The sequence below is a fragment of the Kitasatospora sp. NPDC007106 genome (genome assembly GCF_040634455.1).
Lineage (GTDB): Bacteria > Actinomycetota > Actinomycetes > Streptomycetales > Streptomycetaceae > Kitasatospora > Kitasatospora arboriphila.
Genome location: NZ_JBEYFP010000582.1, coordinates 1 through 3,832 on the forward strand (window position 1 = coordinate 1; position 3,832 = coordinate 3,832).

Genomic DNA, 3,832 nt, shown 5'->3' on the forward strand with positions numbered 1-3,832 from the left:
GCCCGGGCCCGCACCCGCACGTTCGCCCGCCCCCGCCGCGAGGATTCGCGGCGGGGCCGTGGTGTCGGTGGGGGTGGGGGCTCAGCGGACCTGGCCGCCCTTGGGCATCCGGGCGCCCTTGGGCATCGGGCCCTTGGGGATCGGCGCGCGGGAGAGCAGGTCGCCCAGCGCGCGCAGTCGGTCGTTGGTCTCGGTGACCTGGGCCGGGGTGATCGCGCGCGGCAGCCGCATCAGGTGGATTTGCAGCTTCTTCAGCGGGATCTCGCCCTCGCCGTTGCCGACCATGATGTCGTGCACCGGGACGTCGCCGACGACCTTGGCCATCTTCTTCTTCTCGGCGGCCAGCAGCGGACGGACCCGGTTCGGGTTGCCCTCGCCGATCAGCGCGATGCCGGGGCGGCCGACCGCGCGATAGACCGCGTCCTGGCTGCGGGTCACCGCCACCGGGGTCGGGTTGGCGTTCCAGCCGCGCCGGATGTTGTTCAGCACCGCAGCGACCGCGCCCGGCTGGCCCTCCATCTGTCCGAAGGCGGCTCGCTCGGCCCGGCGTCCGAAGACCACCGCTACCGCCAGGAAGCCCACGACGAAGCCGAGGATGCCCAGGTAGACGGGGTGCCCGATCGCGAAGCCGATGGCGAGGAACACGCCGAAGGTGATGAGGCCGACTGCGGCGATGATCAGGCCGATCTTGGTGTCGACCTTCTTGGTCATGGTGTACGCCGTGCGGATCTGCTGCAGCCGCCCGGGGTTCTCGGATGTTTCCCTCGCCATAGGGCTCATGGTACGTGCCGGGGGGGCGGGTTATCCAAGGGCGGTGCCCCGACCGGTGCCGGCCCCGCCCGTACGGACCCGCGGACAGCCCGTGCGGGGAGCGGGGAAGGGTCCGGTGCGAGGGCCCCGGTAACGTCTCGGGAACGAGGTTCCGCGAGCGGCGTCCCGGGAACGGCGTCCCGGGAACGACGTCTCAGGAACGGCGGCGCAGGCCCGGTGCCGCGCCCGCGTCCAGCTCCCGTTCGGCGGCGTGCCGGCGGTTCTCGCAGACCGCGGCCCAGGCGTTGCGGCGGGCCTGCCGCTGGCCGCCGGCCAGCAGCACGCTCTCGGCATAGCGCAGGGCTCCGCCCACCGACGGCATCCGCGCCGGCAGCAGGCCGCGCTGCACTCCGCTCACTGCCTCCATGCTCAACAGCTCCCCTCAGGACCGGCGGACGACTGACACCGTCAGGGTCGCCCGCAGGTGTTACCGATCGGTGACCTGCCGGTCAAAGTCGCATGAAAGCCGCACGACCGCAAGACGGCCGCGCCGCAGGTACGCCGGAGGGCGGCAGGCTCCTGCCCGCCGCCCCCGAAGCTTCCGGTACGACCCTCGTACGGCCCCCCGCGCGGGCCCCTCCGGGCCGAGCGGGCCGCCCCGGGCCGGACCCGGGTGCCGGCGTCAGACCGCCGCGCGCTCGCGGTGCTCCAGCGCCTGCCGGTACAGCCGGCCCGCGCGGTACGAGGACCGCACCAGCGGACCCGACATCACACCGGCGAAGCCGAGCTCCTCGGCCTCCTCCTGCAGCTCCACGAACTCCTGCGGCTTCACCCAGCGCTCCACCGGGTGGTGGCGCAGCGAGGGCCGCAGGTACTGGGTGATGGTGATCAGCTCGCAGCCCGCCCCGACCAGGTCGGCCAGCGCCTGGCTGACCTCCTCGCGGGTCTCGCCCATGCCGAGGATCAGGTTGGACTTGGTGACCAGGCCGGCCGCGCGGGCCTGCGTGATGACGTCCAGCGAGCGCTCGTAGCGGAAGGCCGGGCGGATCCGCTTGAAGATCCGCGGGACCGTCTCCACGTTGTGCGCCAGCACCTCGGGACGGGAGGAGAAGACCTCGGCGAGCTGCTCCGGGACGGCGTTGAAGTCCGGGATCAGCAGCTCCACACCGGTGCGGCCGGCCTCGCGGCCGGCGGTCATCGCGTGCACCTGGCGGACGGTCTCGGCGTACAGCCAGGCGCCGCCGTCCTCCAGGTCGTCACGGGCGACACCGGTGATGGTGGCGTAGTTCAGGTCCATGGTGACGATGGACTCGGCGACCCGGCGCGGTTCGTCCCGGTCGAACTCGGCGGGCTTGCCGGTGTCGATCTGGCAGAAGTCGCAGCGGCGGGTGCACTGGTCACCGCCGATGAGGAAGGTGGCCTCGCGGTCCTCCCAGCACTCGAAGATGTTGGGGCAGCCGGCCTCCTGGCAGACCGTGTGCAGCCCCTCCTTCTTCACCAGCGAATGCAGGGCGTTGTACTCCGGGCCCATCTTCGCCCGGGTCTTGATCCACTCGGGCTTCCGCTCGATGGGGGTCTCGCTGTTGCGGACCTCCAGGCGGAGAAGCTTCCTGCCGTCGGGCGCGACAGCGGACACGTGCAACTCCTAGAACTAGACGGGGTACCCCCAGGGTACGCCTGTGCTTTCATCGCCTGTACCGGGCCTGTTGCCCCTCAATCGCAGGGCAACATGGCTACTGATCGGTAGATTCCCGCCTCAGCGGGCGACCGCGGGCTCGGGCAGCTCCGCGAAGACCTCCGCCAGGTGCTTGCGCACCACCGGCAGCGCGTCCGCCACGCCGAACGGCCGGGCCAGCTCACCGGAGAGCGACCCCACCCCGGCGTCCCGGATCCCGCACGGCACGATCCGGTCGAACCAGGTCATGTCCGGGTCGCAGTTCAGCGCGAACCCGTGCATCGTCACACCGCGCGCCACCCGGACGCCGATCGCCGCCAGCTTCCGGTCGTCGCCCCGCTGCCCCGCGTTCGACGGCGCGTACTCCGGACCGGCCAGCCGCGGGTCGATCCCCAGCGGCAGCCCCATCCGCAGCGTCAGCTTGCCGATCTCCACCACCTGCGACGGATCCACCACCGCGTCCGGGATGTCCTCGCCGAGCACCCACACCCCGCTGCGGCCCTCCACCCGCGAGGTCGCCACCCCGACCTCGGCGCAGGCGCGGATCAGCGCCTCCTCCAGCCGGCGCACGTACGCCACCACGTCGACCGGGTCCGGCAGCTTCACGATCGGATAGCCCACCAGCTGCCCCGGCCCGTGCCAGGTGATCTCGCCGCCCCGGTTCACCTGCACCACCGGGGTGCCGTCCAGCGGGTAGTCCTCCGGGTTGGTGCGCTTGCCCGCGGTGAACACCGGCGGGTGCTCCAGCAGCAGCACGGTGTCCGGGATCTCGTCCGCGACGCGCAGCGCGTGCAGCCGCTGCTGTTCCTCCCAGGCCTCCGGGTACGGGACGGCGCCCTCGCCGATCCCCATCGTCACGAACCGTACGTCCTCGCTCACCGCTGCTCCTTGCCAGGCGTTCGAGACCAACCCGGTCACTGTACGCCTGCCCCCGGAAGAGCCGGTCGGCCCCCGAGGCCGCCGCCGTCAGGCCCCGGCGAGGAGCTGGAGGCGCAGGGCGAGCTGCAGTTCCAGGGCGCGCTCGGGGGAGTTCCAGTCCCTTCCGAGCAGCACCTCGATCCGGTCCAGTCGCTGGACGACGGTGTTCACGTGGACGTGCAGTTCGTCCTTGGCCCGGGTGAGGCTGCCGCCGCAGTCGAAGTAGGCCCGCAGGGTGCGGACCAGTTCCGTCCCGCGCCGGGCGTCGTAGGAGACGAGCGGGCCGAGCGCGGCCCCGACGAACCCCGCGACGTCGTGCCCGTCGCCGAGCAGGACGCCGAGGAAGCCGAGCCCCGCGGCGGAGGCCCCGCAGCCCTCGCGCCCGAGCACCCGAAGGGCCCGCACGCACCGCACCCCCTCCCCGTGCGCCGCCGCGAGCGCGGCCGGCCCCGCGGCGGGCCCGCCCGCGCCGACGGTCACCGGGCAGCC

The 3,832-nt window shown here is 72.9% G+C and carries 5 protein-coding genes; all 5 read right to left on the reverse strand.

The features are described 5' to 3' along the window. Positions 1 to 81: 81 nt before the first annotated feature. Positions 82 to 771 carry a DUF4191 domain-containing protein gene (locus ABZ641_RS28785; RefSeq protein ID WP_344626646.1) on the reverse strand — a complete coding sequence of 230 codons (690 nt, stop codon included), beginning with the start codon at positions 769 to 771 and terminating at the stop codon, positions 82 to 84. 193 nt (positions 772 to 964) lie between these two features. Then, a complete protein-coding gene (locus tag ABZ641_RS28790) occupies positions 965 to 1,177 on the reverse strand; it encodes a hypothetical protein (protein WP_359986386.1) in 213 nt (70 codons plus the stop codon). Between the two features lie 255 nt (positions 1,178 to 1,432). Further along, positions 1,433 to 2,386 carry a lipoyl synthase gene (gene lipA / locus ABZ641_RS28795; protein WP_344626648.1) on the reverse strand — a complete coding sequence of 318 codons (954 nt, stop codon included), beginning with the start codon at positions 2,384 to 2,386 and terminating at the stop codon, positions 1,433 to 1,435. A 120-nt stretch (positions 2,387 to 2,506) separates the two neighbouring features. Beyond that, positions 2,507 to 3,277 carry a lipoyl(octanoyl) transferase LipB gene (lipB, locus tag ABZ641_RS28800; protein ID WP_344626659.1) on the reverse strand — a complete coding sequence of 257 codons (771 nt, stop codon included), beginning with the start codon at positions 3,275 to 3,277 and terminating at the stop codon, positions 2,507 to 2,509. A gap of 114 nt (positions 3,278 to 3,391) precedes the next feature. After that, positions 3,392 to 3,832: helix-turn-helix domain-containing protein (locus ABZ641_RS28805; protein ID WP_359986389.1), on the reverse strand; the 441-nt coding region annotated here is incomplete at its 5' end.

What these genes read in the sequence shown, in the direction of transcription:
- ABZ641_RS28790 (WP_359986386.1), bottom strand. Translation starts at nt 1,177, where the DNA reads ATGGAGGCAGTGAGCGGAGTGCAGCGCGGCCTGCTGCCGGCGCGGATG.
- ABZ641_RS28785 (WP_344626646.1), bottom strand. Translation starts at nt 771, where the DNA reads ATGGCGAGGGAAACATCCGAGAACCCCGGGCGGCTGCAGCAGATCCGC.
- lipB (WP_344626659.1), bottom strand. Translation starts at nt 3,277, where the DNA reads ATGGGGATCGGCGAGGGCGCCGTCCCGTACCCGGAGGCCTGGGAGGAA.